We start from the raw sequence: 26,270 nt of genomic DNA, 5'->3' as shown, positions 1-26,270 counted from the left end.
GGCTTGTGCATCCCTCGGTACGTGAGTGGCTTCCCGATCGTTCAGGAGGACTTCCGATGACACGCATGGCACGTGCGTTCTGGCTCGAAGCGCCGGGGCGGGGTGCGATCCGCGAGGTGGAGCTGCCGGAACCGGGCGCGGACGAGGTGCTCGTGCGCGCCCTCTTCAGCGGGGTCAGCCGTGGCACCGAGACCCTCGTCTTCGGCGGGCGGGTGCCTCAGAACCAGTACACGGCGATGCGCGCGCCGTTCCAGGAGGGCGACTTCCCCGGGCCGGTGAAGTACGGCTACCTCGGCGTCGGCGTGGTGGAGGAGGGGCCGGAGCGTCTCGTCGGGCGCACCGTGTTCTGTCTCCACCCGCACCAGACCCGGTACGTCGTCCCCGCCGCGGCCGTGACGCCGGTACCGCCCTCGGTGCCCGCCGGGCGGGCCGTACTCGCCGGCACCGTCGAGACCGCCGTCAACGCCCTGTGGGACGCGGCGCCGCTGATCGGCGACCGGGTCAGCGTGGTCGGCGGCGGCATGGTCGGCTGCTCGGTCGTCGCCCTGCTGGCCCGGTTCCCGGGCGTGCGCGTGGAGTTGGTCGACGCCGACCCGGCCCGGGCGGACGTCGCCGAGGCGCTGGGCGCCGGGTTCGCGTCCCCGGAGGACGCCGCCGGCGACCGCGACCTCGTCGTGCACGCCAGCGCGACGGAAGCCGGGCTCGCCCGGTCGCTGGAACTGCTGCGGCCCGAGGGCACCGTCGTCGAACTGAGCTGGTACGGCGACCGGCGCGTCGCCCTGCCACTCGGTGAGGCCTTCCACTCCCGGCGTCTGACCCTGCGCGGCAGCCAGGTCGGCACGGTCTCCCCGGCCCGCGCCGCCACCCGCGGCTACGCCGACCGGCTCGCCCTCGCCCTCGAACTGCTCGCCGACCCGGCCCTCGACGCACTCGTCACCGGGGAGTCCGCGTTCGCCGAACTGCCGGACCTGATGCCGCGGTTGGCATCCGGAGAGATCCCCGCACTGTGCCACCGGATCCGCTACGACGACGAGGACACCGGCACGGACGCCCGCAGCGGCGCCTGACCTTGAGGAAAGACATACGGCCCACTGAACGGCGGACGGCAGCCAGCCGTAATAGACGGCACCCGCGCAGCGATCGGCGGGGGACCAGACGCGCCACACCTGGAGGGTCGTCCGTTGTTCAGCATCACCGTCCGCGATCACATCATGATCGCCCACAGCTTCCGCGGCGACGTCTTCGGGCCCGCGCAACGCCTGCACGGAGCGACGTTCCTGGTGGACGCCACCTTCCGGCGCGAGCAGCTGGACGAGGACAACATCGTCGTCGACATCGGCCTGGCCACCCAGGAGCTGGGGGCCGTCGTGGGTGCGCTGAACTACCGCAACCTCGACAACGAACCCGACTTCGCCGGCGTCAACACCTCCACGGAGTTCCTGGCCAAGGTCATCGCCGACCGGCTCGCCGAGCGCGTGCACAGGGGCGCGCTCGGCGAGGGCGCCAGGGGCCTGGCCGGGCTCACCGTCACCCTGCACGAGTCGCACGTGGCGTGGGCGAGCTACGAGCGTGCGCTGTGACCGGCGCGACCGCCGCCGGGCGGACCCGGCTCGCTTACGTCCCCGCCCAGCTTCCCGGGCCGGTCCCGGCCCCGAGGAACGGGGGGACCGTCCCCATGTCCCTGCGATCCGTGCACTTCGTCATGCCGGGCGGCGTCGACGACCCGGCCGCGCCCAGCGGCGGCAACGCCTACGACCGGCGGGTACGGCTCGATCTGCCCGGCTTCGGCTGGCGGGTACGGGGGCTACCCGTGCCCGGCGACTGGCCCCGGCCGGACGACGCGGCCCGCGCGGAACTCGCCCGCGTCCTACGGCGGTTGCCGGACGGCGCGGTCGTCCTCCTCGACGGTCTGGTGGCCTGCGGGGTGCCGGAGGTCGTCGTCCCGGAGGCCGCACGGCTGCGCATGGCCGTCCTCGTCCACCTCCCGCTCGGCGACGAGACCGGCCTCGACCCCGCCGCGGCGGCCGCCCTGGACGCCCGCGAGCGCACGGTGCTGCGTGCCGTCCCGGCCGTCGTCGCCACCAGCGACTGGGCGGTGCGCCGCCTCGTCTCCCACCACGGCCTCGACCCGGGCCGGGTCCACGTCGCCGCTCCCGGCGCCGACATCGCGCCCCTCGCGCCCGGCACCGACGGCCTCTCGCGGCTGGTCTGCGTCGCCGCGGTCACCCCGCGCAAGGGCCAGCACCGGCTGGTGGAGGCGCTGGCGGCGGTGGCCGACCTGCCGTGGAGCTGCGTGTGCGTCGGCGGGCTCGCACAGGACCCGGAGTACGTCGACCGCCTGCGGTCGCTGATCGCGCGGCACGGTCTGGAGGAGCGGCTCGTGCTCGCCGGGCCGCGGGCCGGAGCCGACCTGGACGCCACCTACGCCACCGCCGACCTGATGGTCCTCACCTCGTACGCCGAGACGTACGGCATGGCGGTGACCGAGGCCCTCGCGCGCGGCATCCCCGTGCTGGCCACGGACGTCGGCGGCCTGCCGGAGGCGGTCGGACGCGCGCCCGACGGGGGCGTGCCCGGCATCCTCGTCCCGCCGGAGGACCCTGTCGCCCTCGCCGCGGAGCTGCGCGGCTGGTTCGGCGAGCCGGACGTACGACGGCGGCTCAAGGCCGCCGCCCGTGGCCGCCGCGCCGCCCTGAACGGCTGGGCGAGCACGGCCCAGAGCCTGGCCGGCGTACTGCACCGGCTGCCGGGCGACCCGAGGAGGGCCGCATGAGCACGAGCAAGCCCGCCGCACCGACCGAGAGCGCCTTCCAGGCGGCGGCCGGAGGCATTGGTCCGGCGCCGACTGGAAGTACCGTCCCGGGGGCGGCCGGAGGCATTGGTCCGGCGCCGACTGGAAGTACCGTCCCGGGGGCGGCCGGAGGCATTGGTCCGGCGCCGACCGGAAGTACCGTGCCGGCGGCGGCCGGAGGCACTGGCCCGGTCCGGTCCGACCCTCCGGACGCCAACGCCACCGGCTCCCGGAACGCCGTCGTCCCCGTCGCGGACCCGGTCCGCCCGGGCGCCGGACGCCCCGTGGAGCGGCCTGCCGCCGGCCTCGCGGGCGGCCCGGGCGAGGACTGGACGGTCCCGTCCGTCGACCGGCCCGAAGACGGCGCCGCCCGCCCCGCGACGCGGCGGCCGGACGACACCGCCAAGCCGATGGAGCACCGCGCCGAGCGGCCCTTCGCCCGGCCGGTCGCCCACGGGCAGGGGCTGCTCGGCGCCGGAGGGTCCTCTGCCGGGCTGGTCGCCGACGGGCAGGGGCGGCCTGCCGCTGGGGGGCTTTCCGACGGGCCGGTCGCCGACGGGCAGGGGCGGCCTGGCGCTGGGGGGCTTTCCGACGGCCCGGTCGCCGACGGGCAGGGGCGGCCTGGCGCTGGGGGGTTCTCCGACGGGCTGGTCGCCGACGGGCAGGGGCGGTCCTCCGACGGGACGGTCGCCGACGGCCTCATGCGGTCCTCCGGCGAGCGTGCCACCGTCCGGCTGCGCGGAGCGCCGGTGCGTGAGCAGCCCGAGGAGCCCACGCGCTACGCCCCCGAGTGGCTGCGGCTGCGTGAGCCCGCCGATGCCGTCGCGCGGGCGCACGACCTGCTCGACCCGTTGCGGATCAGGCTCGCCAACCTGCCCGGGCGGGCCCACGGGATGGTGGTGCACGACCTGGGCTGCGGCACCGGGTCGATGGGACGCTGGCTGGCCCCGCTGCTCGACGGTGCCCAGCACTGGGTGCTGCACGACCGCGATCCCTACCTCCTGCACTTCGCCGCCGTCGCCGCCCCGCGCACCGCCGCCGACGGCAGCCGCGTCACCGTCGAGACGCGGCGCGGGGACCTAGCCCGCCTCACCCCGGACGCCCTGAACGGCGCCGCGTTGGTGACGGCATCCGCGCTGCTCGACGTCCTCACCACCGAGGAGGTCGGCAGGCTCGCCGCCGCCTGCACCGAGGCCGGCTGCCCGGCGCTGCTGACCCTCTCCGTCGCCGGACGCGTCGACCTCACCCCGGGCCGCCCCCTGGACACCGAGATCACCGAGGCGTTCAACGACCACCAGCGGCGCACCGGCATGCTCGGTCCGGACGCGGTCACCGCCGCCGCCGAGGCCTTCGCCGGGCACGGCGCCACCGTACGGGCGCATCCCAGTGACTGGCGGCTGGGGCCCGGCGAGGCCGGACTCACCACCCAGTGGCTGCGGGGCTGGGTCGGTGCGGCCGTCGAACAGCGTCCGGAACTGCGGGCGAGGGCGGACCGGTACCTGGAGGAGCGCCTCGCGGCCTGCGCGGCCGGGGAGTTGCGTGTCGTCGTCCACCACACCGACCTGCTGGCGCTGTGCCGGCCGACGGGCGGGGCCCCGTGAGCGCACCGACGCTGCCGACGGTGTCGACCGTACCGGCGCGGGAACTGCCGACGCCCGCCCGCCCGTACGCCCCCACCGGCGTCGCGGCTCCCCGCCGCCGCGCCCTGCGCGCCCACCTCGGCACGCTCGCCGGCACCGCCGTCCTCGCCGTGCTCCTGTGGCGGCTGGGGACCGGCGCCTTCCTGGACGGGCTGCGCCGGATCGACGGGCCCACCGTGCTGGCGGCCCTCGGGATCGGACTGGTCACCACGGTGTTCAGTGCCTGGCGCTGGGCCCTGGTCGCCCGGGGGCTGCGCATCCGGCTGCCGCTCGCGGCGGCCGTCGCCGACTACTACCGCGCCCTGTTCCTCAACGCGGCCCTGCCCGGCGGCGTCCTCGGCGACGTGCACCGCGCGGTGCGGCACGGGCGGAGCGCCGGGGACCTGGGGCGGGGCGTGCGGGCCGTCGTCCTCGAACGAGTCGCCGGACAGCTCGCGTTGATCGGTGTCGGGGTCGGGGTACTGCTCACGATGCCCTCCCCGGTGCTCGACGAGGTGCGGCACCTCGCACCCCTCGTGGCCCTGGCCCTGGCCCTGGCCGGCGCGCTCGCCGTCGTCCTCGCCCTGCGCATGAACCGGGCCCCCGCGCGCCGGGGCCGGGCCGTGCGGACGGCGCTCGGTGGGGCACGGCACGGGCTGCTGTCCCGGCGGAACCTGCCGGGCATCGCCCTCTCCTCCGCCGTCGTGCTCGCCGGACACCTCACGATGTTCGTGCTCGCCGCCCGCGTCGCCGGCAGCGCGGCCTCCGTCGCCGCGCTCACGCCGCTGGCCGTGCTGGCGCTGCTCGCCATGGGCCTGCCGCTGAACGTGGGCGGCTGGGGGCCCCGGGAGGGCGTCACCGCGTGGGCGTTCGGCGCGGCGGGGCTCGGCGCGGGCACCGGGCTGGGCGTGGCGGTGGTGTACGGCGTGCTCAGCCTCGTGGCGAGCCTGCCCGGCGCCGTCGTCCTCGTCGGGCGTCGGTACGCCGTGCGCTACACGCGCTCGCCGTCGGAGCCGCCGGAATCCCCGGAGCCGTCGGACGTGGTCGGCGGCACCGCCGTTTCGGCCGTCAGCAGTGCGAAATATTCCCCGAAGGAATCCGCCAGGCTTGCCAGCAGTTCCTTCCCCTTTTCCGCCGAGCCCAGCGAAGGACGACCGATGACACCGGAATCGGTGTAGGCGGACATACCGAGGGAGAGCAGATGACGCCGGTCGTCCGCGACGAAATCGGCGGCCTCGTAACCGGGCCTGACCAATTCGGGACGGGTGTGCAGAAGAATGGAGGTCTCGATTTCCCCCGCGTGCATGTCGGTGAGCAGCGAGGTGACCACCCCCGCCCGCCGGCGCGCCGTCTCCCAGTCCTCCGCGGCCGGGAACAGCGCCATCCGCTCACCGCGTGCCGAGGACTCCTGAACGGCGTTGCCCAGCACGTAGTTGCCGCCGTGCCCGTTGACCACGACCAGGGCCCCGACACCCGAGCGGCGCAGGGAGTCCGCTATGTCGCGCACCACCGCGTGCAGGGTCACGGCGGAGATGCTGACGGTCCCCGGCCAGTCGGCGTGCTCGTGCGAGCAGCCGATCGTCACCGGCGGCAGCAGCCGCACCGGATACGCGTCGGCCACCGCCCGGGCGACGGCACAGGCGACGAGGGTGTCGGTCGCCAGCGGCAGGTGCGGGCCGTGCTGCTCGAAACTCCCGACCGGCAGCACCGCGACCCCGGAGCCGCGCTCACGCACATCGCCGCTCGTGTCCGCCGGCACCAGTGAAACATCCATTCCCGCACGGCCTTTCATCTCGGTTGAGCAAACTGTTGAGGAACGCGAGAATCATGACAGAAAAAATCGGTGTAATCGGCAAGAAGGCAGCACAGCGCACGGACGTGGAGCGGATCGTGGTGACACCGCTTCCCACCGTGTACGGGCAATTCCGGGCGTTCGGCTATTTCGACCACGAACGCGGCGACGAGCAAGTGGCCCTCGTGCACGGCGATCTCGGCGCCGAAGGCGTGCTCACCCGGCTCCACTCGGAGTGCCTGACCGGCGACGCCTTCGGCTCCCAGCACTGCGAGTGCGGTGCCCAACTCGCCACCGCGCTCCGGCAGGTGGCCGACGCGGGCAGTGGCGTCGTGGTCTACCTGCGCGGGCACGAGGGGCGCGGCATCGGCCTGCTCGCCAAACTGCGCGCGATGGCGTTGCAGGCGGAGGGCCTGGACACGGTGGAGGCGAACCTCGCCCTCGGCCTGCCCGTGGACGCCCGGGACTACGGCGTCGCGGCCCGGATCCTCGACGACCTCGGGGTGCGGTCGGTGCGGCTGATGTCCAACAACCCGCGCAAGCGCGAGGCGTTGGTCCGGCACGGCATCCAGGTCGCCGAACAGGTGCCGCTGCTGATACCGCCGTGCGCGTCGAACATCACCTACCTGCGCACCAAGCGGGAGCGGCTCGACCACCACCTGCCGCACCTGGACGCCGCGATGGCACACGTCTCGTCCTGAGCGCGAGGAGCCGGATCCCGCCGGGCCGGTTCAGTCCGTGAGGGCCTCGTGCACGAGCCGCTTCAGGTCCGGGTAGACCGTGTGCGAGGCCCTCGGCCGCACCTGGGTCATGAACTGCACCGTCAGCTCACGGCCCGGGGCGACCCAGAAGGTGGTCGTCGCCACTCCGCTCCAGCCGTAGGTGCCGAGCCCGGCGGGCGACCGCGTGCGGCCCGGGTCGGTCACCACGGAGACGCCGAGGCCGAAGCCGACGCCGTCGTTGCCGGGTTCGTCGTGCGCCGGGCGGCTGCCGAAGGACCGCAGGTCGGCGTCGCCCGGGAGGTGGTTGCGGGTCATCAGGTCCACCGTCGCGGGGGCGAGCAGCCGGACCCCGTCGAGTTCGCCGCGGCGCCGCAGCAGTTCCGCGAAGCGGTGCACGTCGTAGGCGGACGAGGCCAGGCCGCCGCTGCCCGACAGGAACCGCGGCCGGCCCCGCAGCGGCAGCCCGGGGACCGGCGCGATGCCGCCGTCCTCCGTCTCGCCGTACAGCTCGGCCAGGCGGCCCGCCTGCGCGTCGGTGACGTGGAACCCGGTGTCCGTCATGCCGAGCGGTCCGAAGATCCGCTCGGCGCAGAACACGTCGAGGGGCTGCCCGGACACCACTTCCACCAGCCGCCCCAGTACGTTGCTGGCCACGGAGTAGTTCCACTCGGTGCCCGGATCGAACTGCAGGGGCAGGCTCGCGTACAGGTCGACCGTCTCGGCCAGGCCGGCACCCGGCCGCACCGAGGACTCCACCCCGGCCGCCCGGTACAGCGCGTCGACGGGGTGGGTGCGGTAGAAGCCGAAGGTCAGTCCCGCGGTATGGGTCATCAGGTGCCGGACCCGTACCGGACCGGCGGCGGGGCGGGTGACGACGTTCTCGCCGGTCCCGCCGACGTACACCCGCGGTTCGGCGAAGGCCGGCAGGTACCGGTCGACGGGGTCGTCCAGCGCCAGCCGGCCCTCCTCCACCAGGGTCAGCACCGCCACGGACGTGACGGGCTTGGTCATGGAGTAGATCCGCCACAGCGTGTCGGCCGTCACCGGGAGTCCGGCCGCGACGTCCCGCAGTCCGTGCACGGTCAGATGGGCGACGCGGCCGCCGCGCGCGACGGCCACCAGGAACCCGGGCAGCCGGCCCTCGTCGACCTGCCGGGCGAAGTGCAGGTCGAGCCGGGCCAGCGCCCCGGGGTCCAGCCCGGCCGCACCCGCCTCGACCTCCTGCCGCAGGGGTGGCATCGCCATCGCTCTCCTTGATCGTTCGTTCGGGACGCGTCCGGCATACCCCGTACCCGCCCGCTCGGAACTCCCGGCCCCCTGACGGAGGTCCTCACTGACGGCTGACGGTGCGGGTCAGGCCGGTGATCACCGTCGTGGCCAGGATCCAGCCGGTGATGACCAGGACGTAGGAGAGCGTCTGGTACCCGCCCTTGGGCGAGAAGGCGTTCTCCTGGCCGAAGGAGATCACCGGCAGCAGCAGGTCCAGCGTGTAGAAGACCGGGTTGAAGCCGGGCGCCTCCTCCGGTTTGAGCGGCGGCGGGTGGTGCAGCCCGTAGACGACCGAGCCGACCGCGAGGAGCGAGAGCAGCCAGCCGCCCGCGCGCAGCGGACGGAAGCCGTACCCGACCGCGATGTCCTGGAGGTGCCCCCACAGGCGGCCGTACCAGGGCAGGGTGCGCCGGCGCCGCCGCTGCTTGGCGAGCTGTACGAGGCGGGCCGCGTCGTCGTCTCCGATGCGCCGGTAGGCGGCGGTCAACTGCTCATAGGTGAAGGGGAGGTAGCTGTCCCCCTTCTCCAGCATCGGCAGTCGCCGCTCGGCGGGCTCGTGCGGGATGAGCGAGGTGTACGCGAGGTCGTTGAGCTGGACCCAGGCCGGCACCACCTCCGGTTGGAGGAACAGCACGTCCACCTGGGCGCGGCGCAGATTGAGCGCCCCCTGCACCGCCGGGCCCTCCCGCAGCCAGAGTTCGCCGATCACGCAACTGCTGGCGCGCAGTGCGGTGTTCCCGGCGTTGGCCAGCCGGGCGTGCGACAGGTCCAGCCGGCCGGGTATCCGGGCACCGCGCAGCTCCAGCCGGCCCCGGACGTCCGCGCGCCGCAGCAGCACGTCGGCCTCGGCGGCCAGCGTCTCGGCCTGGACGGCGGTGCCGCCCGGGCGGTCCAGCACCGAGTCGTTGAGGTTGACCGTGCCGGCCACCCGGGCGCCGGTGAGCCGGACCTCGCCACCCGCGCGCAGTCCCGGCGCCCACAGGTCGGCGCCCAGCACCGCCTGGTTCAGCTGGAGCACCGGCCACTCGGTGTCCGGCGTCTCGATGCGGGTGCTCTCCAGGTACAGGCTGCCGGTGATCTCCGCCCCCGCGAGCCGCACCGTACCGCTGAACCGGGCCCGGGTCAGCCGCAGTACGCCCTCCACCCGGACCGCGTGCGAGATCAGCCCGGGCAGCACGGACTCGCTCAGGTTCAGCTCGCGCAGCCGGGCCCCGTAGAACCTCGGTGCCTCGTCGAAGTGGCAGTGCCGCAGCCGCACGGGGTGGTCGACCGTCGCGTACTGCAGGTCCAACTGCCCGGTGACGCGGGCGCCGGTCAGGCTGAGCGCCGCGACCCGGCCGTCCTCCCGGGGGCCGTCCAGGAGGAGGGACCGCAGCACGCTCGCGCGCACGGTCCGTCCGGGCCCCCAGGCGCCGCCGTGGGCGGGGTCGTCGGAGTCCGCGCCGGAAGGGTCCGCGGCGGAAGATCCCGGGGCGGAAGGGGCCGCGGCACGGAAGTCCACGTCGGTGCCCGAGGCGAACGCCCGCCAAAGACGCGACTCGGCCGGTGTCAGGTCGTTGATCTCCATCAGGGAGGGACTCTGACCCGAACCGGCCGAGCACGTCAACGCGCTTTCCGGACCGTCCACTTCCCGGGCTGCTACTTCTTGGCCGACTCCACGGCGTGCCCGCCGAACTGGTTGCGCAGCGCGGCGACCATCTTCATCTGCGGCGAGTCCTCCTGACGGGACGCGAACCGGGCGAAGAGGGAGGCCGTGATCGCGGGCAGCGGCACGGCGTTGTCGATCGCCGCCTCCACGGTCCAGCGGCCCTCGCCCGAGTCGTCGGCGTAGCCGCGCAGCTTCTCCAGGTGGTGGTCGTCGTCGAGGGCGTTGACGGCCAGGTCCAGGAGCCAGGACCGGATGACGGTGCCCTCCTGCCAGGACCGGAAGACCTCGCGGACGTTGTCCACCGAGTCGACCTTCTCCAGCAGCTCCCAGCCCTCGGCGTAGGCCTGCATCATGGCGTACTCGATGCCGTTGTGGACCATCTTGGAGAAGTGCCCGGCGCCGACCTTGCCCGCGTGGACGTAGCCGTAGGGGCCGTCCGGCTTGAGCGCGTCGAAGACCGGCTTGAGGTCGTCGACGGTCTCCTTGTCGCCGCCGACCATCAGCGCGTAGCCGTTCTTCAGGCCCCAGACGCCGCCGGACACACCGGCGTCGACGAAGTTGATGCCGCGCTTGCCCAGCTCCTCGGCGTGCTTCTCGTCGTCCGTCCAGCGGGAGTTGCCGCCGTCGATGACGGTGTCACCGGGCTTGAGCAGCGTCGCCAGTTGGTCGATGACGTGCTGGGTGGCGCCGCCGGCCGGGACCATCACCCAGACCGCGCGCGGCCGCTCCAGCTGGTCCACCAGCTCGACCAGGCTGTCGACGTCGGCCCGGTCGGGATTGGTGTCGTATCCGACGACGGTGTGGCCGGCGTTGCGCAGCCGCTCGCGCATGTTGCCGCCCATCTTGCCGAGACCCACAAGACCGATCTGCATGTCAGTGCACTTCCTTCAGTTCACGGTAGGCGGCCACCAGCGCGGCCGTGGACGGGTCGAGGCCGGGGACTTCCGTGCCCTCGGTGAGGGCCGGTTCGACGCGCTTGGCGAGCACCTTGCCGAGTTCGACGCCCCACTGGTCGAAGGAGTCGATGTTCCAGATCGCGCCCTGCACGAAGACCTTGTGCTCGTAGAGCGCGATGAGCTGGCCGAGGACGGAGGGGGTCAGTTCGGCGGCCAGGACGGTCGTGGTGGGGTGGTTGCCGCGGAAGGTCTTGTGCGGGACCAGCTCCTCGGGCACTCCCTCGGCGCGTACCTCGTCCGGGGTCTTGCCGAAGGCGAGGGCCTGGGTCTGGGCGAAGAAGTTGGCCATCAGCAGGTCGTGCTGGGCCTTGAGTTCGTCGCTCAGCTCGTCCACGGGCCGGGCGAAGCCGATGAAGTCCGCCGGGATCAGCTTGGTGCCCTGGTGGATCAACTGGTAGTAGGCGTGCTGCCCGTTGGTCCCGGGCGTGCCCCACACCACCGGCCCGGTCTGCCACTGCACCGGGTTCCCGTCCCGGTCGACGGACTTGCCGTTGGACTCCATGTCGAGCTGCTGGAGGTACGCGGTGAACTTCGACAGGTAGTGCGAGTACGGCAGCACCGCATGCGACTGCGCACCCAGGAAGTCGCCGTACCAGACGCCCAGCAGGCCGAGGAGCAGCGGTGCGTTGGCCGGGGCCTCGGCGTTGCGGAAGTGCTCGTCGACGATGCGGAAGCCGTCGAGCATCTCCCGGAAGCGGTCCGGGCCGATGGCGATCATCAGGGAGAGCCCGATGGCCGAGTCGAAGGAGTAGCGGCCGCCGACCCAGTCCCAGAACTCGAACATGTTGGCCGTGTCGATACCGAAGCCGGAGACCTTCTCGGCGTTCGTGGACAGGGCCACGAAGTGCTTCGCGACCGCCTTCTCGTCGCCCCCCAGCCCGGCCAGCAGCCAGGAGCGCGCCGAGGTGGCGTTCGTGATCGTCTCGATGGTGGTGAAGGTCTTGGAGGCGATGATGAACAGCGTCTCGGCCGGGTCCAGGTCCCGGACCGCCTCGTGCAGGTCGGCGCCGTCCACGTTGGACACGAAGCGGAGGGTGAGGGAGCGGTCGGTGAAGGCCCGCAGCGCCTCGTAGGCCATCGCCGGACCGAGGTCGGAGCCGCCGATGCCGATGTTGACGACGTTCTTGATGCGCCTGCCGGTGTGGCCGGTCCACTCGCCGGAGCGGACCCGGTCGGCGAAGCCGGCCATCTTGTCGAGCACGGCGTGCACCTTGGGGACGACGTTCTCGCCGTCGACCTCGATCACCGCGTCCCTGGGAGCGCGCAGCGCGGTGTGCAGCACCGCCCGGTCCTCGGTGATGTTGATGCGCTCACCGCGGAACATCGCGTCGCGCAGCCCGGACACGCCGGTCGCGGCGGCCAGCTCCTGGAGCAGGGCCAGCGTCTCGTCGGTGACCAGGTGCTTCGAGTAGTCGATGCGCAGGTCGCCGACGCGCACGACGTAGCGCTCCGCCCGCCCGGGGTCCGCCGCGAACAGCTCGCGCAGGTCAGGGTGGGGCAGCGTGCCCTTGGCGTGGTCCGCGAGCGCGGTCCACTCGGGCCGCTGGTTGAGCTTCGGGGTGTCAGACATGGACAGGGGTCTCCTTGCCGGCCTCGCCGCGCAGGGCGACGGCGTACATCTCGTCGGCGTCGAGGCGCCTGAGCTCCTCGGCGATGAGTTCGGAGGTGGGGCGCACCTTCAGGGCGACGGAGCGCGAGGGCTGACCGGGCAGGGTCATCGTGGCGAGCGGGCCCTCCGGCCGGTCGACGACGATCTCGCCGTTCGCCGTGCCGAGGCGGACGGCCGTCACCACCGGGCCGTCGGTGACCACGCGGTCCACGCGGACGCCGAGGCGGGCCTCCAGCCAGCGCGCCAGCAGCTCGGCGGCCGGGTTGTCGGCCTCGGCCTCCACGACCGCGGAGGTCACCGGTACCCGGGCCTGGTCCAGGGCCGCGGCGAGCATCGAGCGCCACAGCGTCAGCCGGGTCCAGGCCAGGTCGGTGTCGCCGGGCGCGTAGGCGCGCACCCGGCGCTCCAGGACCTCCATCGGCCGTTCGACCGTGTACAGGTCGGTGATCCGGCGCTGGGCCAGCGCGCCCAGCGGGTCCTTCGCCGGGTTGTCCGGCGCCTCCACCGGCCACCACACGACGACCGGCGCGTCCGGCAGCAGCAGCGGCAGCACCACCGAGTCGGCGTGCTCGGACACCTCCCCGTACATGCGCAGGACGACGGTCTCGCCGGTCCCGGCCTCGGAGCCGACCCGGACCTCGGCGTCGAGGTGCGAGCGGGTGCGGTCGCGCAGGTTGCGGGGGTGGCGCTTGATGACGACCAGGGTGCGCGAGGGGTGCTCGTGCGAGGCCTCCTCGGCGGCCTTGATCGCGTCGTAGGCGTTCTCCTCGTCCGTGACGATGACCAGCGTGAGCACCATGCCCACGGCCGGGGTGCCGATGGCCCGGCGGCCCTGCACCAGCGCCTTGTTGATCTTGCTTGCCGTGGTGTCGGTCAGGTCGATCCTCATGGCCTGCGCCAGCTCCGTCCGTCTCGTGCGAGCATCTCGTCCGCTTCCCGCGGTCCCCAGCCGCCCGACGCGTACTGCGCGGGCTTGTCGTGCGAGGCCCAGTACTCCTCGATCGGGTCGAGGATCCGCCAGGACTCTTCCACCTCCTGGTGGCGCGGGAACAGGTTGGCGTCCCCCAGAAGGACGTCCAGGATCAGCCGTTCGTACGCCTCCGGGCTGGACTCGGTGAAGGACTCGCCGTAGGCGAAGTCCATCGACACGTCCCGGATCTCCATCGACGTGCCCGGCACCTTGGAGCCGAACCGCACCGTCATGCCCTCGTCGGGCTGGACGCGGATGACGATGGCGTTCTCGCCCAGCTCCTCCGTCGCCGTGGAGTCGAAGGGGGAGTGCGGGGCCCGCTGGAAGACCACCGCGATCTCGGTGACGCGGCGGCCCAGGCGCTTGCCGGTGCGCAGGTAGAAGGGCACCCCGGCCCAGCGGCGGTTGTCGATGCCGAGCTTGATCGCCGCGTAGGTGTCGGTGGTGGAGGCCGGGTCGATGCCGTCCTCCTCCAGGTAGCCGGGCACCTGCGCGCCGCCCTGCCAGCCGCCCGCGTACTGCCCGTGCACGGTGTGCTCGCCCAGGTCGTCGGGCAGCCGCACGGCGCGCAGCACCTTCAGCTTCTCGGTGAGCAGCGACCGCGCGTCGAAGGCGGCCGGCTCCTCCATGGCGGTCAGCGCCATCAGCTGGAGCAGGTGGTTCTGGATGACGTCACGCGCGGCGCCGATGCCGTCGTAGTAGCCGGCCCGGCCGCCGATGCCGATGTCCTCGGCCATCGTGATCTGCACGTGGTCCACGTAGGACCGGTTCCAGATCGGCTCGTACATCTGGTTGGCGAAGCGCAGCGCCAGGATGTTCTGGACCGTCTCCTTGCCCAGGTAGTGGTCGATGCGGAAGACCTGCTCCGGGTCGAAGACCTCGTGCACCAGCGCGTTCAGGTCGCGGGCGCTGTCCAGGTCGTGGCCGAACGGCTTCTCGATCACCGCGCGGCGCCAGGAACCCTCCGGTGAGTCGGTCAGCCCGTGCTTCTTGAGCTGCTGGACGACCTTCGGGAAGAACTTCGGCGGCACGGAGAGGTAGAAGGCGTAGTTGCCGCTGGTGCCGCGGGACGCGTCCAGCTCCTCGACGGCCTTGCGCAGCTGTTCGAACGCGTTGTCGTCGTCGAAGTCGCCGGGGATGAAGCGCATGCCCTCGGAGAGCTGCTGCCAGACCTCCTCGCGGAACGGTGTGCGCGCGTGCTCCCTGACCGCGTCGTGCACGACCTCGGCGAAGTCCTGGTCCTCCCAGTCCCGGCGGGCGAAGCCGACCAGCGAGAAGCCGGGCGGCAGCAGGCCGCGGTTGGCCAGGTCGTACACGGCGGGCATCAGCTTCTTGCGGGACAGGTCTCCGGTGACGCCGAAGATGACCAGCCCGGACGGGCCCGCGATGCGGGGGAGACGGCGGTCCTGGGGATCGCGCAGCGGGTTGCTCCAGTCGAGCGGTGCCACCGGCCGCACGGCCCGGCCGGCCGCACCGTTGCCCTTCGCCGCCCTGGCGGCCCGGGCCGTTCCGGTCTTCTTCGCGCTCCTGGAGGATCCGGACGCGCGGGCGGTCTTCGCCGCCCCGGCGACGCGGGCCTGCTCGGCCTCCTCGGCGAGCGGCGGTCCGGCCGCCTCCTGCGCCGTCCGGGCCTCCTTGGCTTCCTTCGTCGCCTTGGTCTCCCGGACCGTCGTCGCGGGAAGCTCCTCGCTCATTCCCCGTCAACTCCCTTGCTGTCGAGGGACTTCGTCACGGCGGCGAGCAGGTCGTGCCAGGCCGCCTCGAACTTCGCCACGCCCTCCTGCTCCAACTGCTCCACCACCTCGTCGTACGACACGCCGAGCCGCTCCACGGCCGCGAGGTCGGCCCGGGCCTGGGCGTACCCGCCGGTGACCGTGTCGCCCCGTACGTCGCCGTGATCGGCGGCGGCGTCCAGGGTGGCCTCCGGCATCGTGTTCACGGTGCCGGGGGCGACCAGCTCCTCCACGTACAGGGTGTCCCGGAATGCCGGGTCCTTCACACCGGTGGACGCCCACAGGGGGCGCTGCGGGTTGGCGCGGGCCCCCGCGAGGGCGGTGAAGCGGTCGCCCGCGAAGACGTGCTCGTACGCCTCGTAGGCCAGTCGTGCGTTGGCCAGCGCCGCCCGGCCGCGCAGGCCGAGCGCCTCGTCGGTGCCCAGCAGGGACAGGCGCTTGTCGATCTCGCTGTCGACGCGGGAGACGAAGAACGACGCGACCGAGTGGATGCCGGCCAGGTCGATCCCGGCCGCCTGCGCCTTCTCCAGACCGGCGAGGTAGGCGTCCATCACCTCGCGGTAGCGCTCCAGGGAGAAGATCAAGGTGACGTTCACGCTGATGCCCGCGCCGACGACCGCGGTGATGGCCGGGAGACCGGCCTTCGTCGCCGGGATCTTGATCATCACGTTGGGGCGGTCGACCAGCCAGGCCAGCTGCCGCGCCTCGGCGACGGTGGCCCGGGTGTCGTGGGCGAGCCGGGGGTCGACCTCGATGGAGACCCGGCCGTCGCGCCCGCCGGTGGCGTCGTACACCCCGCGCAGCACGTCGGCGGCGGCGCGGACGTCGGCGGTGGTCATCATGCGGACCGCCTCGTCGACGGTGACGCCCCGGGTCGCCAGGTCGGCGAGCTGCTCCTCGTACCCCTCGCCGGAGCCTATGGCGGCCTGGAAGATCGACGGGTTGGTGGTGACGCCGACGACGTTCTTCGTCCTGATCAGCTCGGCGAGGTTGCCGGACTCGATCCGCCGCCGCGACAGGTCGTCGAGCCAGACGGACACGCCCTGGTCGGCCAGGCGCTGGAGTGCTCCCGCGGTGGCGGTTGCTTCGGTCACAGTGATCATCTTCTCTTTCTGCCCTCGGGTCGAGGTCGAAACGGGTCCGGACCGGGATGGGATCCGGTGGGATCAGCCGCGGGCGGCGGCCAGGGATTCCCGGGCGGCGGCGGCCACGTGCCCGGCGGTGAAGCCGAACTCGGTGAACAGGGTCTTCGCGTCGGCGGAGGCGCCGAAGTGCTCCAGGGAGACGAGGCGGCCGGCGTCCCCGACGAACCGGTGCCAGGTCAGGCCGATCCCGGCCTCCACGGCCACCCGGGCCCGCACGGACGGCGGCAGCACGCTCTCGCGGTACGCGCGGGGCTGCTCCTCGAACCACTCCACGGACGGCATCGACACCACCCGCGTGGCGGTGCCCTCGGCCTCCAGCGCCTCCCGCGCGGCCATCGCGAGCTGCACCTCGGAGCCGGTGGCGATCAGGACGACGTCCGGGGTGCCGGTGGAGGCGTCGGCGAGGACGTACCCGCCGCGCGCCGCGTCCGGGTTCGGGGCGTAGGTCGGTACGCCCTGGCGGGTCAGGGCGAGGCCGTGCGGCGCCGGGTGGGTGGAGTGGCGGCGGAGGATCTCCGCCCACACGGTCGCGGTCTCGTTGGCGTCGGCGGGGCGGACGACGTTGAGGCCGGGGATCGCGCGCAGCGAGGCCAGATGTTCGACCGGCTGGTGGGTGGGGCCGTCCTCGCCGAGGCCGACGGAGTCGTGCGTCCACACGTACGTCACCGGCAGCTGCATCAGCGCGGACATGCGCACCGCGTTGCGCATGTAGTCGGAGAAGACCAGGAAGGTGCCGCCGTAGATCCGGGTGTTGCCGTGCAGGGCGACGCCGTTCATCTCCGCGGCCATCGAGAACTCGCGGATGCCGAAGTGCACGGTGCGGCCGTACGGGTCGGCGCCGGGGAGCGGGTTGTCGGCCGGGAGGAAGGAGGACGTCTTGTCGATGGTGGTGTTGTTCGAGCCGGCCAGGTCGGCGGAGCCGCCCCACAGTTCGGGCAGCACCGGGCCGAGCGCCTGGAGGACCTTGCCGGAGGCGGCCCGGGTGGCGACCGCCTTGCCGGTCTCGAACACCGGCAGGGAGTCCTCCCAGCCCTCGGGCAGCCGGCCCGCGACCACGCGGTCGAACAGCGCCGCGCGCTCGGGGGCGGCGCCGCGCCAGGCGGCGATCCGCTTGTCCCAGGCCGCGTGCGCCTCGGCGCCCCGGTCCAGGGCCCGGCGGGTGTGGGCGAGCACCTCACCGGCGACCTCGAAGGACCGCTCCGGGTCGAAGCCGAGGACGCGCTTGGTGGCGGCGACCTCGTCCGCGCCGAGGGCGGAGCCGTGGGAGGCCTCGGTGTTCCGGGCGTTCGGGGCGGGCCAGGCGATGATCGTGCGCATCGCGATGATGGACGGGCGCCCGGTTTCGGCCTGCGCCGCCGTCAGCGCCGCGTGCAGCGCGTGCACGTCCACGTCGCCGCTCTCGGCGGGCTCGACGCGCTGCACGTGCCAGCCGTAGGCCTCGTACCGCTTCAGCACGTCCTCGGAGAAGGCGGTCGCGGTGTCGCCCTCGATGGAGATGTGGTTGTCGTCGTAGAGGAAGACGAGGTTGCCGAGCCGCTGGTGGCCCGCCATCGACGACGCCTCGGCGGAGACGCCCTCCTGGAGGTCGCCGTCGCTGACGATCGCCCACACGGTGTGGTCGAAGGGCGACTCGCCCTCGGGTGCGTCGGGGTCGAACAGGCCGCGCTCGTAGCGGGCCGCCATCGCCATGCCCACCGCGTTGGCCACACCCTGGCCCAGCGGCCCCGTGGTGGTCTCCACTCCCGCCGTGTGCCCGTACTCGGGATGGCCCGGCGTCCTGGAGCCGTGCGTGCGGAAGGCCTTGAGGTCGTCCAGCTCCACCTCGTACCCGGCGAGGAAGAGCTGGGTGTAGAGGGTCAGCGAGGTGTGGCCGGGGGAGAGGACGAAGCGGTCACGGCCGGTCCACTCGGGATCGGCGGGGTCGTGCCGCATCACCTTCTGAAAGATCGTGTACGCGGCCGGGGCGAGGGCCATCGCCGTGCCCGGGTGACCGTTGCCCACCTTCTGCACGGCGTCGGCCGCCAGGATCCGGGCAGTGTCCACGGCACGCCGGTCGAGTTCGGTCCATTCGAAGCGGTCCGCGCCGTCCACCGTCTGCTTGCTCGACTGCGTGCTCATCTTCAAGAAATCCTCGATCGGAGCGAAGTAGCTGGTCTGACGCGTTCAAACTTAAAAGTCTGACTTTTGGGAGTGAAGGTCATGGTGTGTCAGCCTGTGGTGAAACTGGGACACGCCCCGGCCGCGGGGCACACGGGCGGGACGGTACGAGACGGACATGGCGGACGAAAGAAGCCAAGGCGGCGGCGACGGGATCAGAACGTTCCCCTTCCCGGTCGATCTCAGCCTCCTCGGAGTGGGCATGCAGGTCGGTCCCATGGGCGCCGGCCGCACCTGGCACGCGCAGGCGCCGCTGCACCGCGTGCACCGCATCGACTTCCACATCGTCATGCTCCTCACCGGCGGACCGGTCCGTCACATGATCGACTTCGCCGAGTACGAGGCGTCGGCCGGCGATCTGCTGTGGATCCGTCCCGGCCAGGTCCACCGCTTCGCGCCCGAGGCCGAGTACCGCGGAACGGTGCTCACCATGCAGCCCGGCTTCCTGCCCCGCGCCACCGTGGAGGCCACCGGCCTCTACCGCTACGACCTGCCGCCCCTGCTCCACCCCGACGAGGCGCGGCTCGCCGGACTGACGGCGGCGCTGGACCAGTTGCGGCGCGAGTACGAGGACGCGACCACACTCCCGCTGAGCCTGCACACGGCCGTACTGCGCCACACGCTCTCCGCGTTCCTGCTGCGCCTCGCCCACCTCGCGGCCGGTTCCGCGAGGGCGGCGCGCCAGGGGCGGGCGGAGGCGCCGGGGGACAGCACCTTCATCCTCTTCCGGGACGCGGTCGAGCGGGGCTTCGCCACCAACCACAGCGTCAGCGCCTACGCCGACGCGCTCGGCTACTCCCGCCGCACCCTGGTGCGCGCGGTGCGTGCCGCCACCGGTGAGACGCCCAAGGGTTTCATCGACAAGCGCGTCGTCCTGGAGGCCAAGCGGCTGCTCGCCCACACCGAGCTGCCGATCGGGCGGGTCGGCGCGGCGGTCGGCTTCCCGGACGCGGCGAACTTCTCCAAGTTCTTCCAGCAGCACACCGACCAGACACCGGCGGCCTTCCGGGCGGAGCTGCGCTGAGCAACGCCGCACGGCACGACGAAGGGGCCCCACGGTGCGTGGAGCCCCTTCGCCCTCCCGCGGGGGGCCGGTCGCCGCTCAGTGGCCGAAGCCGAACCAGTTCACGTTGACGAAGTCGGCGCTCTGGCCGCTGGTGAAGGTCAGGTAGACGTCGTGGGTGCCCGTCACCGAGGCCATGTTCGCCGGGACGGTCCGCCACGACTGCCAGCCGCCCGTGTTGCCCACGGCGAAGCTGCCGACCGGCGTGCTGCTGCGGCTGTCCAGGCGCACCTCGACCAGACCGCTGACCCCGGCGGCGGCACCGCTCGCCACCCGGGCCTTGAACTGGGTCGCCGCGCTCGAACCGAACTTGACGCCCTTGTACTGCACCCAGTCGCCGTTCGCGAGGGCGCCGAGGTTGCCGCCGCCGCCCGAGTCCGAGGTGGACTCGGTCATGGTGCCGGACTGGGCGTCGTACGACTCCGCCTCGATGGCGCTGTACGCGTCGCGGTCACCGCCGGTCGGGGGCGGTGTGGTACCGCTCCCACCGGCCGACAGCACCTGGACGTAGTCCACGAGCATGGAGTGGCCGGGCTGGGTGCCGCCGTCCGGGCCGCCGCCGAAGGCGTCCGGGAAGCCGCCGCCCATCGCGACGTTCAGGATGATGAAGTAGCCGTGGTCGGTGGCGTTCGCCCAGGTCGTCGCGTCGACCTGGTTGGCGCGGACGGTGTGGAAGTTGTTGCCGTCGACGTAGAAGCGGATCTCCTCGACGCTCGTCGAACGGTCCCACTCCACCCGGTAGGTGTGGAAGCCCGCCTGGCAGGTGGCGCCGGGGCACGGGGTGTTGCCGCCGATGCCGCTGGTCTCGTTGCAGGGGCCGCCGGGCGAGGTGCCGCAGTGCAGCGTGGACCAGACCGTGTTGAGGCCCTGGGTGTTCTCCATGATGTCGATCTCGCCGACACCGGGCCAGTTCCAGTAGTTGCCGCGGTAGGGCGCGCCGAGCATCCAGAACGCCGGCCAGTAGCCCTTGGCGGCCGCTCCGGTGACGTTCGGGACCTGGATACGGGCCTCCACGCGCAGCTTGCCGCCGACCGGGGGCTCGAAGTCGGCGCGCTTGGTCTCGATGCGGCCCGAGGTCCAGTTGCCGGCGCCGTCGCGCTGCGGGGTGATGCGCAGGTTGCCGCCGCCGTCCAGCGAGACGTTGCTCGGTGACGACGTCATCGTCTCGATCTCGCCGGTGCCCCAGTTGGCGGGGCCGCCGGGGTACGAGGTGCCGGTGTCGTACTGCCAGTTGCTTGTGTTCACGCCGGAGCCGGCCGCGCCGTCGAAGTCGTCGGCGAAGACCTGCGTCCAGCCGGACGGGGGCGGCGGAACGGCCGCGCCCGCCGACGGACCCGTGACGGTCGTCGCCGCCGCGGCCAGGCCGAGCGTGCCGACGACGGCCACCAGCGCCCGGCGCAGCGGCCGGCGTCTGGGCGGGTTGCCGGATGTCTCTCTCATGTGGGGGTCGCCTCTCGAAACGCGGGAGTGGGAAGCGGTACGCCCCGAGCGCGCTCCGCGGGGAGACGTTTGAGAGCGCTCTCAGAGTGCGGCCAATGTGCTCCGGGCCGCCGCCGTCAAGAGGTGAAGCCGAGAAAGTCCTTGCGCGGCCGGGGAGTTCAGCCCGTGAACGTCGAGAACGTCGTGAACGTCACGAAAATGCCGGGCGGGACGGGCGTGCCACGGCCGCGGTTCCTCCCCACCCCCGTCGGGGAGGAACCGCGCACCGGCCTGGCCGTGCGCCCGGCGTCGCGGCGGCGCCCGGCGTCTCAGCGCGCCGCGGGCTGCGGCGGAGCCGGAGCGGGAGCGGGATCGGAGGCATCCTCGCGCACCCCGAACCTCTCGTGCGCCCGGCGCAGCGGCTTGGGGGCCCACCAGGCGTGCCGGCCCAGCAGCGCCATCGTGGCCGGTACCAGCAGCATCCGGACGACCGTGGCGTCGATCAGCACCGCCAGGGTCAGGCCGAGCCCGATCTGCAGGATCGGCGAGAAGCCGCCGGTCATGAAGGCGCCGAACACCACCGCGAGGAGCAGTGCGGCGCAGGTCACCACCCGGCCGGACCGGCGCAGGCCGGTCACCACGGCCTCCCGGTCGTCGCCGGTCCGCTCCCGGGCCTCGCGCATCCGGGCCAGGATGAACAACTCGTAGTCCATGGCCAGTCCGAAGGCGATGGCGATGATCAGCGGTGGCGCCGTCAGGCTCAGCGCGCCCAGCCCCTCGGCGCCGATCAGCCCGGCCAGATGACCGTCCTGGAACACCCAGACCACCGCACCGAGCGCGGCCCCGAGGCTGAGCAGCGTCGTCGCGACGGTGCGCAGCGGCAGCAGCACCGACCCGGTGAACGCGAACAGCAGCACGAAGATCCCCGCCAGCACGGTCAGCGCCGCCCAGGGCGCCCGGTCGGCGAGCATCTGCCGGAAGTCGACCAGTTGGGCCGCGTCGCCGGTGACCTGGACGGGCGCGTCGCCGCGCAGGTCCCGCACCCGCTCGACCAGTTCGGTGGCCGCCGGACCGTCGGCCGCTCCGCCCGGGGGCAGTTCGAGCACGGTGGTGCCGCCGGACAGGTCGCGGACGGTGGTGCCCGGAGCCAGCGCGCGGATCCGGTCGGCCGTCGCGGCGTCGGTGCCGGGCCGCAGGACCACCGTGACCGGTGAGACGCCGGTGCCCGGCGGGAAGTGCGCCTCGATCGCGTCGTACAACTGCCGTGCCTCGGTGCTCCTCGGAAGCTGCCGCGCGTCCCCGAGGTTGATGGACATGCCGGTGACGGGCAGCGCCAGCACCAGCAGCGCCGGGACGGCCACCGCCAGGACGGCCACCCGCCGCCGGGCGGCGAAGCGGGCGAGGCGGGCGAAGAGCCGGCCCTCCTCCTCCGGCCGCCCCTTCGCCGGGGGGATCCGGCCGCCGAACCGGGTCAGCAGCGCGGGCAGCAGCGTCAGCGCCGCCAGCATGTCGACGACGACCACCGCGGCCACCGCCAGCCCCATGCTGCGCAGGAACGTGCTCGGGAAGACCAGCAGCCCGGCCAGGCTCACGGCCACCGTCAGCCCGGAGAACAGCACGGTCCGCCCGGCCGCCGCGACCGTGCGGTGCACGGCCTCCACCACGTCCGGGGTGTGCCGCCGCTCCTCGCGGAAGCGGACCAGCATCAGCAGGGCGTAGTCCACGGCGAGGCCGAGCCCCAGCATCGTCGTGACCTGGATCGCGTACACGGAGATGTCGGTGAACCGGCTGAAGCCGAACAGCGCCAGGAACGCGCCCGCGATCCCCGCGACCGCCACCAGCAGCGGCAGCCCGGCCGCGCGCAGCCCCCCGAACACGACGAGCAGCAGGACCAGCACGACCGGCAGCGAGATCAACTCCGCGTTCTTCACGTCCTCCTGGGCGCGCTCGCCGAGCTGCTGTCCCAGCAGCGGCCCGCCGCTGACGTGGACCCCGGACACCTCGCTCGCGTCGATCCCGCGCAGCCGGTCGGCCGCGTCCCGCACCGCCGCGTCCTCGGCGTCGTCGTCGAGACCGCCCTCCAGGGCGACGGAGACGACCAGGGCCCGCCCGTCCTCGGCGACCAGCCCGGGCGTGGCGTACGGGTCGGGGACCGCGGCGACGCCCGCGACCTCCCGGAGGTCGGCCACGGCCCGCCGCACCTCGGCCCGCACCGCGGGATCCGTGACGGCGGCGGCCTCGACGACGCCGGTGATCGAGTCACCCGCCGGGTCGAGGCCGTCCAGGTGTTCGGCGGCGACCTGCGACTCGGTGCCCGGGACGTCGGGCACGTCGTCGGAGAGCCTCCCGAAGACGCCCGTGCCGAGGCCGAAGCCGAGCAGCAGGAACAGGCCCCACAGGAGCATCACGGTCAGCGGGCGGCGGGTCGCCGCCCGGGCGAGTGTGGACAGCACGGTCCCTCCCGGCGATCGGTCTCGGTCTGGTGTCATCGCCACCAGAGTCGGGGCCGCCGGGGGTCCGCCGGATCGCCTGGGAGAGCGGTTTGCCGACTCGCCCGCACGGGGGAGAGCGGTCACCGCCTCACCTGTCGGGGGGAGCGTCACGGGGAGCCGGGAGCCACCAGACCGGTCTCGTAGGCGCAGATCACCGCCTGCACCCGGTCCCGGAGACCGAGCTTGCCCAGCACGTTGCTGACATGCGTCTTGACGGTGTGCTCGCTCACGAACAGGGTGGTGGCGATCTCGGAGTTGGACAGCCCGCGCGCCAGCAGCCGCAGCGTCTCCACCTCGCGCGCGGTCAGCACCTCCAGGCGCGCAGGGGTGACGTCGGCCGCCGCCTCCTCGCGCCGGCGCCGCACGATGTCCGCGACCAGCCGGCGCGTCACCGCCGGTGCCAGCAGCGAGTCACCGGCCGCGACCACCCGCACCGCGTGCACCAGGTCGTCCCGGCGCACGTCCTTGAGCAGGAAGCCGCTGGCACCCGCGTAGAGCGCCTCGTACACGTACTCGTCCAGGTCGAAGGTGGTCAGCATCACGACCTTGCAGGCGGAGCGCGCGCACACCCGCCGGGCCGCGTCCAGGCCGTCCATGACCGGCATGCGGATGTCCAGGAGCAGGACGTCCGGCGCGTACCGCTCGACCGCGGCGACCGCCTCCGCGCCGTCCCCGGCCTCCGCGACCACCTCGATGTCCGGCTGCGCCTGAAGGATCATGCTGAACCCGCTGCGCACCAGCTCCTGGTCGTCGGCCACGACCACCCGGACGCTCACCCGAGGGCCGTCCGCCGGACGGCCGCGACGGGCAGGCGTACGACGACCCGGAAACCGCCGTCCGGTCCACCGCCGGTGACGGCCTCGCCCCCGCAGGCGGCGGCCCGCTCCCGGATGCCGATCAGCCCGTGCCCGCCGCCGCCCGTCCCGTCACCAGGGTCCGCCGGGCCCCGCCCGTCGTCCGTCACCGTCAGGGTCACCCCGTCCTCCGCCCAGTCGAGCCCGACCACCGAGCAGGAAGCGTACGCGTGCTTGACCGTGTTGGTGAGGGCCTCCTGCACGATGCGGTAGGCGGCCACCTCGGTGTCCGGGGGCAGCGCACGCGGTTCGCCCGTCGTCCTCAACTCCACCCGCAGGCCGGCCGATTCGCCGGCCCGGCGGACCAGCCCCGGCAGGGCGGCCAGACCCGGCTGGGGCAGCCGCCGCGGCCCCGGCTCGCGTTCCTCCTCCTTCAGCACCCCGAGAATGCGCCGCAGTTGGGTCATCGCGTCCCGCCCGGCCGTTGCGATCGCGTCGAACGCGGCCTCGGCGCGCGCCGGATCACTGCGCACGACGACCGGTCCGGCCTCGGCCTGCACCACCATCAGGCTGACCGCGTGCGCCAGGATGTCGTGCATGTCGCGGGCGATGCGGGCGCGTTCCTGCGCGGTGGCCCGCGCGGTGTCGGCCGCCCGCTCGCGCTCCAGGCGCCGCGCCCGGTCCTCCAGTTCGGCGGTGTAGGCGCGCTGGGTGCGGGTGAGCGAGCCGAGCGCGTACGCGCACCCGATGCTCAGCAGCTGGAAGGCGTACTCGAAGGGCTCGGCGTCCTCCTTGTGGCTGATGGTGGCGGCGACCCCGATCAGCCAGCCCGCCAGCATCACCCGCCGCTGCCAGGGTCGGGCGAGGGCGGCCAGCGTGTAGAGGACGACGAAGCCGCCGTACATCAGGTCGGGCGGCGGCGCGTGGTGCACCGCCTGGGCCGGGGTGGCCACGGACACGGCACAGGCGGTCGCGAACGGCGCCGCACGCCGCCACACCAACGGCACGGCGGTCGCGGCCCCGAGCAGCCAGCCCCGCCAGGACAGCGGATCGTCCCCCTCGTCGGGGAACAGCCACTGCAGCGAGACGGCGAACAGCACCAGCGCGGCGACGGCGGTGTCCACCGCGTACGGGCTGGTCGTACGCAGCCGGGCGAGGACGGGGGCGAGCGGGGAGGACAGCGGGGACCGGGCGGACATGGCGGCTCCTGGGGCACGGGCCGTCCCAGTATCAGGAGGAGTACGGGTGCCCGTCCTCACCGGTGCGAGGGATATCCGGGTGCCAGCCCAGGGCCCGGGAGATGCCGCGGGCCGCCAGCCGGACCGCCGGGACCAGCGCCGGCACCCGCGCGTCGGCGTGCGGCACGACGACCGACACGGCCGCGGTCACGGTGCCGTCCGGGCCGTGCACCGGGGCGGCCACCGAGAGGGCGTCGTCGGTGATCTGCCGGTCGCTCACCGCCGCTCCGGTGCGCCGCACCTCGGCCAGCACCCGGCGCAGGCGTACCGGGTCGGTGATCGTGTACGCGGTGAAGGAGGCGAGCGGGCCGGTGCGGTACGCCTCCTGGAACTCGGGTTCGCCGTGCGCGAGCAGGGCGAGCCCGACCCCGGTGGCGTGCAGCGGCCAGCGGGCGCCGACGCGGATGTGCACGCCGACCGACGAACGCGCCGCCAGCCACTCGACGTAGACGACCTCGCCGCCGTCCCGCACCGCCAGCTGCACGTTCTCGTGGGTCGCCTCGTACAGGTCCTCCAGGTAGGGCAGCGCGACCTGGCGCAGCGCGAGACCGCGCGGGGCGAGCGCGGCGATCTCCCACAGCCGCAGGCCCACGTGGTAGACGCCCGCACCGTCGCGCTCCAGCGCACCCCACCGGGTCAGGGCGCCCACCAGCCGGTGCGCCGTGGTCAGGCTCAGCCCGGCCCGGCGGCTGATGTCCGTCAGGGACAGGGCCGGGTGCGCGTGGTCGAACGCGGCGAGCACGGCGAGCAGCCGGTCGGGGGCGGTGGGGCCGGCAGGGGCGGTCACCGGGCCGAGGGTAGGTGCCCGCCCGCCCCCTGGACAGAGGAAAGGGGAGGTGCACGCGCGCGGCCA

The 26,270-nt window shown here is 73.4% G+C and carries 20 protein-coding genes and 1 pseudogene; 7 read left to right on the top strand and 14 right to left on the bottom strand.

The genetic code is table 11. The features are described 5' to 3' along the window. The first annotated feature begins 56 nt into the window (after positions 1–56). The 5 genes from ACFV9J_RS15575 (at position 57) to ACFV9J_RS15555 (ending at position 5,588) form a co-directional block, all read left to right on the top strand. On the top strand, positions 57–1,067 hold the full coding sequence (locus ACFV9J_RS15575; protein WP_385354377.1) for a zinc-binding alcohol dehydrogenase: 1,011 nt from the start codon (positions 57–59) through the stop codon (positions 1,065–1,067). Between the two features lie 114 nt (positions 1,068–1,181). Then, a complete protein-coding gene (locus ACFV9J_RS15570) occupies positions 1,182–1,580 on the top strand; it encodes a 6-carboxytetrahydropterin synthase (protein WP_226030108.1) in 399 nt (132 codons plus the stop codon). Next, complete coding sequence (locus ACFV9J_RS15565; RefSeq protein ID WP_385354374.1) at positions 1,553–2,773, top strand: glycosyltransferase family 4 protein; 1,221 nt, start codon at positions 1,553–1,555, stop codon at positions 2,771–2,773. Before ACFV9J_RS15570 ends, ACFV9J_RS15565 begins: the two co-directional genes overlap by 28 nt. 719 nt (positions 2,774–3,492) lie before the next feature. Continuing rightward, a complete protein-coding gene (locus ACFV9J_RS15560; protein WP_385354517.1) occupies positions 3,493–4,392 on the top strand; it encodes an SAM-dependent methyltransferase in 900 nt (299 codons plus the stop codon). After that, a complete protein-coding gene (locus ACFV9J_RS15555) occupies positions 4,389–5,588 on the top strand; it encodes a YbhN family protein (protein ID WP_385354372.1) in 1,200 nt (399 codons plus the stop codon). Before ACFV9J_RS15560 ends, ACFV9J_RS15555 begins: the two co-directional genes overlap by 4 nt. On the opposite strand, the pseudogene ACFV9J_RS15550 reads toward ACFV9J_RS15555, so the two are convergent. After that, positions 5,471–6,184: pseudogene (locus tag ACFV9J_RS15550) on the bottom strand (creatininase family protein); the annotation flags it as partial. The gene ACFV9J_RS15555 and the pseudogene ACFV9J_RS15550 overlap by 118 nt on opposite strands. A gap of 53 nt (positions 6,185–6,237) precedes the next feature. Here ACFV9J_RS15550 and ribA point away from each other — a divergent pair. After that, a complete protein-coding gene (gene ribA, locus ACFV9J_RS15545; RefSeq protein WP_385354370.1) occupies positions 6,238–6,903 on the top strand; it encodes a GTP cyclohydrolase II in 666 nt (221 codons plus the stop codon). 30 nt (positions 6,904–6,933) lie between these two features. Here the strand turns inward: ribA and ACFV9J_RS15540 are convergent, their stop codons facing one another. The 8 genes from ACFV9J_RS15540 to tkt form a co-directional block, all read right to left on the bottom strand. After that, entirely contained in the window at positions 6,934–8,163 is a 1,230-nt protein-coding gene (locus tag ACFV9J_RS15540; protein WP_385354515.1) for a serine hydrolase domain-containing protein, read from the bottom strand. A 91-nt stretch (positions 8,164–8,254) separates the two neighbouring features. Then, the gene (locus ACFV9J_RS15535; protein WP_385354368.1) at positions 8,255–9,760 is read right to left on the bottom strand and encodes a membrane-associated oxidoreductase; all 1,506 of its coding nucleotides are present in this window, start codon (positions 9,758–9,760) and stop codon (positions 8,255–8,257) included. 71 nt (positions 9,761–9,831) lie between these two features. Beyond that, entirely contained in the window at positions 9,832–10,713 is an 882-nt protein-coding gene (gene gnd, locus ACFV9J_RS15530; protein WP_385354366.1) for a phosphogluconate dehydrogenase (NAD(+)-dependent, decarboxylating), read from the bottom strand. A 1-nt stretch (position 10,714) separates the two neighbouring features. Beyond that, positions 10,715–12,367, bottom strand: a complete 1,653-nt coding sequence (pgi, locus tag ACFV9J_RS15525; RefSeq protein ID WP_385354364.1) for a glucose-6-phosphate isomerase — start codon at positions 12,365–12,367, stop codon at positions 10,715–10,717. Then, positions 12,360–13,295, bottom strand: coding sequence for a glucose-6-phosphate dehydrogenase assembly protein OpcA (opcA, locus tag ACFV9J_RS15520; RefSeq protein WP_385354362.1), 936 nt, complete (start codon positions 13,293–13,295; stop codon positions 12,360–12,362). The genes pgi and opcA overlap by 8 nt, the downstream gene beginning before the upstream one ends. Beyond that, positions 13,292–15,070 (bottom strand): glucose-6-phosphate dehydrogenase, encoded by a 1,779-nt coding sequence (zwf, locus tag ACFV9J_RS15515; protein ID WP_385354360.1) that lies wholly within the window; start codon positions 15,068–15,070, stop codon positions 13,292–13,294. Before zwf ends, opcA begins: the two co-directional genes overlap by 4 nt. After that, the gene (gene tal / locus ACFV9J_RS15510; protein WP_385354358.1) at positions 15,067–16,212 is read right to left on the bottom strand and encodes a transaldolase; all 1,146 of its coding nucleotides are present in this window, start codon (positions 16,210–16,212) and stop codon (positions 15,067–15,069) included. The genes zwf and tal overlap by 4 nt, the downstream gene beginning before the upstream one ends. Before the next feature lie 63 nt (positions 16,213–16,275). Then, on the bottom strand, positions 16,276–18,372 hold the full coding sequence (tkt, locus tag ACFV9J_RS15505; RefSeq protein ID WP_385354356.1) for a transketolase: 2,097 nt from the start codon (positions 18,370–18,372) through the stop codon (positions 16,276–16,278). A 157-nt stretch (positions 18,373–18,529) separates the two neighbouring features. Between tkt and ACFV9J_RS15500 the strand changes: the two genes are divergently transcribed. Next, positions 18,530–19,435, top strand: coding sequence for an AraC family transcriptional regulator (locus tag ACFV9J_RS15500; RefSeq protein WP_164274585.1), 906 nt, complete (start codon positions 18,530–18,532; stop codon positions 19,433–19,435). A gap of 78 nt (positions 19,436–19,513) precedes the next feature. Here the strand turns inward: ACFV9J_RS15500 and ACFV9J_RS15495 are convergent, their stop codons facing one another. The 5 genes from ACFV9J_RS15495 to ACFV9J_RS15475 form a co-directional block, all read right to left on the bottom strand. After that, on the bottom strand, positions 19,514–20,914 hold the full coding sequence (locus ACFV9J_RS15495) for a glycoside hydrolase family 16 protein (RefSeq protein WP_385354354.1): 1,401 nt from the start codon (positions 20,912–20,914) through the stop codon (positions 19,514–19,516). 308 nt (positions 20,915–21,222) lie between these two features. After that, positions 21,223–23,346, bottom strand: a complete 2,124-nt coding sequence (locus ACFV9J_RS15490; protein ID WP_385354352.1) for an MMPL family transporter — start codon at positions 23,344–23,346, stop codon at positions 21,223–21,225. 146 nt (positions 23,347–23,492) lie between these two features. Continuing rightward, positions 23,493–24,161, bottom strand: a complete 669-nt coding sequence (locus ACFV9J_RS15485; RefSeq protein WP_385354350.1) for a response regulator — start codon at positions 24,159–24,161, stop codon at positions 23,493–23,495. Continuing rightward, positions 24,158–25,378 carry a sensor histidine kinase gene (locus tag ACFV9J_RS15480; RefSeq protein WP_385354348.1) on the bottom strand — a complete coding sequence of 407 codons (1,221 nt, stop codon included), beginning with the start codon at positions 25,376–25,378 and terminating at the stop codon, positions 24,158–24,160. Before ACFV9J_RS15480 ends, ACFV9J_RS15485 begins: the two co-directional genes overlap by 4 nt. Before the next feature lie 31 nt (positions 25,379–25,409). Continuing rightward, positions 25,410–26,204, bottom strand: a complete 795-nt coding sequence (locus ACFV9J_RS15475; protein WP_385354346.1) for an IclR family transcriptional regulator — start codon at positions 26,202–26,204, stop codon at positions 25,410–25,412. Positions 26,205–26,270 lie beyond the last annotated feature (66 nt).

Source organism: Streptomyces sp. NPDC059906 (assembly GCF_042730645.1).
GTDB lineage: Bacteria > Actinomycetota > Actinomycetes > Streptomycetales > Streptomycetaceae > Streptomyces > Streptomyces rubrogriseus.
This window is presented reverse-complemented; position numbering and strand designations above follow the sequence as displayed.

Coding starts and splice junctions, on each gene's coding strand:
- ribA (WP_385354370.1), top strand. CDS start 6,238: ATGACAGAAAAAATCGGTGTAATCGGCAAGAAGGCAGCACAGCGCACG.
- ACFV9J_RS15575 (WP_385354377.1), top strand. CDS start 57: ATGACACGCATGGCACGTGCGTTCTGGCTCGAAGCGCCGGGGCGGGGT.
- zwf (WP_385354360.1), bottom strand. CDS start 15,070: ATGAGCGAGGAGCTTCCCGCGACGACGGTCCGGGAGACCAAGGCGACG.
- ACFV9J_RS15495 (WP_385354354.1), bottom strand. CDS start 20,914: ATGAGAGAGACATCCGGCAACCCGCCCAGACGCCGGCCGCTGCGCCGG.
- ACFV9J_RS15535 (WP_385354368.1), bottom strand. CDS start 9,760: ATGGAGATCAACGACCTGACACCGGCCGAGTCGCGTCTTTGGCGGGCG.
- pgi (WP_385354364.1), bottom strand. CDS start 12,367: ATGTCTGACACCCCGAAGCTCAACCAGCGGCCCGAGTGGACCGCGCTC.
- tal (WP_385354358.1), bottom strand. CDS start 16,212: ATGATCACTGTGACCGAAGCAACCGCCACCGCGGGAGCACTCCAGCGC.
- tkt (WP_385354356.1), bottom strand. CDS start 18,372: ATGAGCACGCAGTCGAGCAAGCAGACGGTGGACGGCGCGGACCGCTTC.
- ACFV9J_RS15540 (WP_385354515.1), bottom strand. CDS start 8,163: ATGCCACCCCTGCGGCAGGAGGTCGAGGCGGGTGCGGCCGGGCTGGAC.
- ACFV9J_RS15500 (WP_164274585.1), top strand. CDS start 18,530: ATGGCGGACGAAAGAAGCCAAGGCGGCGGCGACGGGATCAGAACGTTC.
- ACFV9J_RS15560 (WP_385354517.1), top strand. CDS start 3,493: ATGCGGTCCTCCGGCGAGCGTGCCACCGTCCGGCTGCGCGGAGCGCCG.
- opcA (WP_385354362.1), bottom strand. CDS start 13,295: ATGAGGATCGACCTGACCGACACCACGGCAAGCAAGATCAACAAGGCG.
- gnd (WP_385354366.1), bottom strand. CDS start 10,713: ATGCAGATCGGTCTTGTGGGTCTCGGCAAGATGGGCGGCAACATGCGC.
- ACFV9J_RS15480 (WP_385354348.1), bottom strand. CDS start 25,378: ATGTCCGCCCGGTCCCCGCTGTCCTCCCCGCTCGCCCCCGTCCTCGCC.